The organism is Rhizobacter sp. P3_C12 (genome assembly GCF_056402735.1).
Genome location: NZ_JBFUGW010000376.1, coordinates 1 through 4823, shown reverse-complemented (window position 1 = coordinate 4823; position 4823 = coordinate 1). Strand labels below are relative to the sequence as shown.

At 56.2% G+C, this 4823-nt stretch carries 6 protein-coding genes; 4 read left to right on the top strand and 2 right to left on the bottom strand.

The features are described 5' to 3' along the window. Nucleotides 1-289, top strand: a 289-nt coding sequence (locus AC1DXV_RS31380) for a rhodanese-like domain-containing protein (RefSeq protein WP_477937391.1), incomplete at its 5' end; no start/stop codon positions are given. A 448-nt stretch (nucleotides 290-737) separates the two neighbouring features. Here AC1DXV_RS31380 and AC1DXV_RS31375 read toward each other — a convergent pair. Next, entirely contained in the window at nucleotides 738-1442 is a 705-nt protein-coding gene (locus AC1DXV_RS31375) for a hypothetical protein (protein ID WP_477868998.1), read from the bottom strand. A 62-nt stretch (nucleotides 1443-1504) separates the two neighbouring features. On the opposite strand from AC1DXV_RS31375, the gene AC1DXV_RS31370 reads away from it, so the two are divergent. Next, nucleotides 1505-2161 carry a DUF6445 family protein gene (locus AC1DXV_RS31370; protein ID WP_477937389.1) on the top strand — a complete coding sequence of 219 codons (657 nt, stop codon included), beginning with the start codon at nucleotides 1505-1507 and terminating at the stop codon, nucleotides 2159-2161. A gap of 126 nt (nucleotides 2162-2287) precedes the next feature. Here the strand turns inward: AC1DXV_RS31370 and AC1DXV_RS31365 are convergent, their stop codons facing one another. Then, entirely contained in the window at nucleotides 2288-2512 is a 225-nt protein-coding gene (locus AC1DXV_RS31365) for a hypothetical protein (protein WP_477868994.1), read from the bottom strand. Between the two features lie 124 nt (nucleotides 2513-2636). Between AC1DXV_RS31365 and AC1DXV_RS31360 the strand changes: the two genes are divergently transcribed. Both AC1DXV_RS31360 and AC1DXV_RS31355 read left to right on the top strand, forming a co-directional pair. Then, on the top strand, nucleotides 2637-2801 hold the full coding sequence (locus tag AC1DXV_RS31360; RefSeq protein ID WP_477937387.1) for a hypothetical protein: 165 nt from the start codon (nucleotides 2637-2639) through the stop codon (nucleotides 2799-2801). Between the two features lie 219 nt (nucleotides 2802-3020). Beyond that, nucleotides 3021-4823: hypothetical protein (locus AC1DXV_RS31355; protein WP_477937385.1), on the top strand; the 1803-nt coding region annotated here is incomplete at its 3' end.

Sequence of the window (4823 nt, the reverse complement as noted above, 5' to 3'; positions counted from 1 at the left end):
ATACCAACTCGTCGATATTCGCACCGAAGAAGAGCGAGCTACAGGTCATATTCCCAGCATATCGATCCCATCGCACGAGTTGGATGATCGCGTCCTCGAGCTCGATACTAGCGTTCCGATTATTCTCTATTGTCAATCTGGAATAAGGAGCTACGGTGCTGTTCTGAGATTCCTTTCTATGGGTTTTCGGGTGAAGAGCCTGCAAGGGGGTTATACAAACTTTGGCATATTCATCCGAGGCACCCAGCCCGCCRCCACGAGCGCCCAGATTACGCCCGGCGTTGCTTAAGGGAGGAACCAGCGATGTGGACAGTAGTCGAAAGAATTGAGTCTCTTAGGCAATGGGCGCTACCAGATGAAGTCTTTTTCGCCTCGGGTGCATGTCACATGCTTGCATCCGCGGCCTGCGAAGTTAGGCGCGACTGGTCTCCATATCTGATTCTTCCTTGTATCGAATATCTCAGCACAGGCATGCATGTCTACATCTCGGACGGAGTCTCGGCATTCGACTGGCGAGGAGACACGAGTCTCGCATCACTGCTCCACTTCCACGAGGAAAGCTGCCGCGCCTCTATACCGAGCTGGCATTACACGACCGTCAAGTTGACTGATAATCCCGCCGAATTCCCTTTTTGCAGGAAGTATCTCCATCGACATTTCTTTCAATTCGCGGATGACCCGCTAGCGCGAGCTCGGAACTACATTGCCAAGAAGAATTTCTTGTTGATCGAAAATTATTAATTGGAGTGATGAATGAGTTGGGCTGGAGGGGCCTCAAGGGGTAGCAAACGTAGGCCACGCCCGATATCTTCGTGCAGTTTGGCAATGCGTTCTGCAGGGAGAGTTCGTAACAGATCAAGCGGGAGATAGCCGTGGCCTCGCCCCAAGAGAACGCCATAGAGAGTCGCAATATTTATGCAGCGACATTGCACTTCGAATTTATTTGTTTTTATCTCAAGCGTCTCAATACTGAAGCTTTCTTCACTATGCTCGGCCTTGCAACCATCGATGCTCGCCGCTCTTGCCAATATAGCAACCAAATTGTGCGGGTATTGAAATACATACGATTGCTCGGGCCCCTTGATTTCGATGGCGGCACCCGGAGGCAGCAATTTAACACCCGTATACGTCATTTTTTCACTTCCATCCACTTGCCCAATTCGGTCGAATACATTAAGCCCAATCGCGGATTGGCCAATATTTATGATGACTTCCACTGAGTTTGGAATTCTTGCATATTGGCCAAATTTCGGAGCGCTAAAATTTATACCAACCAAACTGTAAATCTGTCCGTCCTCTTCGTTGAGTCGCTGCTCGCCTTGGGATGTTTCGACACTGTTCGATGGTCCCTCTAGTGATCGTTGCAGAGCATGATTCAGTGCTTTCGCCAATCCATTGAGTCTATGCTTAGGTGAAGCCATCATTTCTTCCGAATTTGGCATTTGAAATCGTTCTCCTATTATCCACCAGTTCTTAGCATTCGAAATTCAGGGGGAAAATCGTCATGTTCAAGAGTGAGCCATCCGGAGCCAAGAGTACATCTGCCACTAGGCTCATTGTTGTAGACAACTTCTACACCAATCCGAACGCTATCAGGGAACTCGCCCTGCGAGCAGAGTATTTTTCCGAAGATCAATGTGAAACGTTGAGCGGGCAAGAGTCGATCCGCGGCTTTCATTCAACGCAGTTGATGGAGCGGCTCAGCTCCTTGGTCGGCACCGCAATTTCAGTTGACGGAGATAATAATGCGTTTGGTCGTTTCCGCTACTCCACGCAAAGTCAGAGGCGAACCACAAAAATACATTTCGACAATACCGACTGGACTGGCGTCATATATCTCACACCGGAAGAGGTAGCTGAAGGCGGAACGATCTTTTGTCGCCACAAGGAAACAGGCTTGTCAGGCGTACCCACGAAACCTCAGCTGATGGAGCTTGGATTCACTTCGTTGGAGGACTTCGACCGAGAGATCGTTATGCGGGACTCACATGATGATGAGAAATGGGAAATCGATCTTTCTGTGCGAGCGAAGTTCAATCGCTTGGTCTTGTTTCGCGGAAGTGAGATGTTTCACGGTGCTGCGTCTTTTTTCGGAACGGCCCCAGAGAATGCACGGCTAACCCAAGTATTTTTTTTCAACGAGATTCATGCATCCTCGTAACATCGCGGAATGACTCTGCTCGAGTCGAAATGCATGGGCCAGTATGTGTCCGGCCGTCCCATCTTAAGGTAGACCAATGATTGAGGTGGACGCCATCGCAGGACGCAATCACAGACACGATGCGCGCTAGGCGCCGCACTCGGCGGCGCAGTCTGCCGGCCAGTTGATCGACACGCTTTTCACACCACGCTTGAGCTCGATGCGGATGTCGGGCCTCGGTTCAGGTTCGCAGATCGGCATCGCCGCCCGTGGCATCGGCAGCTCGATGAATGCAGCCGGCACTGCGCCTGCCGCAACCTGCGAGTCTCTACGCCACTTGTGCACGAGGTTGGCGTTCAGCCCATGCGCCATCGCAACCTACGCCACCGATGCGCCCGGTGCGGCACATGCCTCGAGCACCGAGCCTTCAGATCAGCGTCAGGGCGTCTGCGTGCAGTAGGTTTGGTGTCTGGCATGGTGTCCACCTCAATCCTTGGTGGACACCATCCTTGCCGCCGAACACTCTCGCTTCAAGATGGGATTGCCGGACGCATACGATCTGAAGGCCCGCGTGCTCGGTGCATGTGCTGCATCTGCCGCATCGGCCGCCCACGTAGTGATGGCGCATCGGCTGAATCCCATCCACCGATCCGCGCGCTGAGTTCCGTCGTAGCTGATCCCCCTGGGGCCGACAGACGTTGCAGGCGCCAGATCGACATTGCGCTGGCAGGCCATCGGTTGCGGGCTAGGGGTGCAAGGCGCAATACGGACGCGGAGTACACGCCATCCTTATCGCGCCCTTCCCTATGGCGATCGCCTCAGACAGAATCGACGCAGCCACGACAAGAATCGGCTCTTCGGACAGACATGGGAGACAAAGTTGGCTTTCGTAGACGGCAAGGTGCGCATCGAGCGCATGCGAAGGAAACTTGCGAGCATCGCAACAAGGTATTCCCTCGTCGACCTGGAATGGATCCTCCTATTGCTGGTCGGCTCGCACCGGATCAAGCAAGAGGCGAAACACATCGTTCCCAAGCATCACGTTGAGGTCTGCAGGACCATCGAGGCTGTCCTCTATCCATCCTCGGATACGGCCGTCTTCAGGACGGCGTGGAGCGAGCTTCTCGACACGCTTGACTCTCTGCTCCAGATCGGCCGGCCGAACCTGCCGATGCCTGGGGCTTCCGATGAAATGCAGTCGATGATCGACGTGGCGCGATCAGAACTGGAGGGCGCGTCAGTCGAAACGGCATTGTGGATCTTCGACGACGTCTTCTACCGCCTCGCGAACCAATGGAAGCCAACCGACAGGCGGCACCACGAATTCGTTGCCGCGCTGGCGATGCCTTGGATCGGTGCTGAGGAGAGGGCGTTTGAACTCTATGGGACCTCAGGCGAACTCTTCTCAAACTGGAGGCAGCCTCCGGCTGAGTCCGTGTGGTTGGCGAGCGTCGCGCAGTTCGATGGAATCGAGCGCGGATTCGCCTACGCCATGAGGCTGCTGATCCGCCGTGTGCGTGCGATCCAGAATATTGGCCCTGAACCTTGGCAAAGTGCCCCTTTCCTCCTCATCGACCAGGTGTCCGCGACCAAAGCGGTCCACAGTTGGCGCGCGGGCGATCCCGGCCACGCCCCCGCTGACAGCGGCGCGGCGAGTTTGCTGGTACAGGCCGCCTTGTCCAACTCAGACGCCGTAGTGCTTGCAATCGTGGGACGGCAAGACCGCTTTGGTCCGGCCCGTTACAAGCGGGCAAGGGAAGTGCTCGTCCAAGGGGGTAGCCTCGCGGCGGTCATCGACTTCGATAGCTTCGCTCCCTCGGGGCGCCGCGTGGCGCTGAGCGCCTGGCTGACGATGGGCAGGCACTTCCGCAAGCCGAATAGTGTTCTGTTCGTGGATGCGCGTCATCTGCTGCAGGACAGGTCCTTGGCGGAAGGCGAGCAGGTTCTCCGACTGGCGAGCCACTTCGCACGTCACTGGAGCAGGGGATTTGACTTGCTCGACATGGAGCCAGCACTGGCAGATGCCCCATTGAGACTGAACCGCTACTTCGGCAGAACGTTCGAGTCGGGGTATCACGACGTGCCTGGCTTTTGTCGCGCGGTCGAACCCGCTGAGATGGCGGCCAAAGATTGGGCACTGAGAGCAGAGGTCTACGTTGGAGAACCCAATGCACCGGAATGGAAATTGGGACTGGATACTGGGCCCATATGGCGCGCGCTCAGCGCCAACTCACCAGCGCTCTGCATGTACCTCATCGGCAACAACGGCTCGGGCAAGAGCCGTGCGCTTCGGGAGCTTTCGATCGCTCTTGCAGACAGTAACCAGGTATCGCTCGGCCTCGCGTTCGGCACAACCGATCGGTTCACCTTCGCGCCCAGGGAAGCGCTGGGAGGCCACTTCATCTATCTGGGAGCGCGCACGTCGGCAACCGGCATCAGCGTCAAAGTCGCCATGGCACGACTCGGCGACCAGGTCCGGAAGATCCACTCCGAGCCCCGTCGGCTGCAAGCTTTCGAGCAGGCCATCGGCCGTTTCGACTTCTCCGATCAGCAGTACTTCTTGCCACTCGGCCTGCGTACGAGAAGCGACATCACGCCGGACGTGCTGGGAGACGTTCATCCGCTGACGACCGATGCCGAACAGAACAGAGCCCTCTTCGAGGGCCTCCCGGAAGGGCGCCAC